Source organism: Kingella pumchi (assembly GCF_022288825.1).
In the GTDB taxonomy this organism is placed as follows: domain Bacteria; phylum Pseudomonadota; class Gammaproteobacteria; order Burkholderiales; family Neisseriaceae; genus Kingella_D; species Kingella_D pumchi.
This window is the reverse complement of sequence record NZ_JAKOOW010000030.1, coordinates 1-341: the sequence shown is the minus strand read 5'-3', so window position 1 is coordinate 341 and position 341 is coordinate 1. Positions and strand designations below refer to the sequence as shown.

General features: G+C 54.8%; 1 protein-coding gene. It reads left to right on the top strand.

Annotated elements, in window-relative coordinates:
* The coding region (locus MB824_RS08455) for a transposase (protein WP_238748024.1) at positions 1 to 341 on the top strand (341 nt) is incomplete at both ends.

Genomic DNA, 341 nt, shown 5'->3' with positions numbered 1-341 from the left:
TTACCTTCGAGACCACCGCGGCCGTCCCGCCTATCCCCTGCTATCCATGTTCAAAGCCGTCCTACTCGGACAATGGCACAGCCTCTCCGATCCCGAGCTCGAACACAGCCTCATTACCCGCATCAACTTCAACCTGTTTTGCCGTTTTGACGAACTGAGCATCCCCGATTACAGCACCTTATGCCGCTACCGCAACTGGCTGGCGCAAGACGACACCCTGTCCAAATTGCTGGAACTGATTAACCGCCAACTGACCGAAAAAGGCTTAAAAGTAGAGAAAGCATCCGCCGCCGTCATTGACGCCACCATTATTCAGACCGCCGGCAGCAAACAGCGTCAAG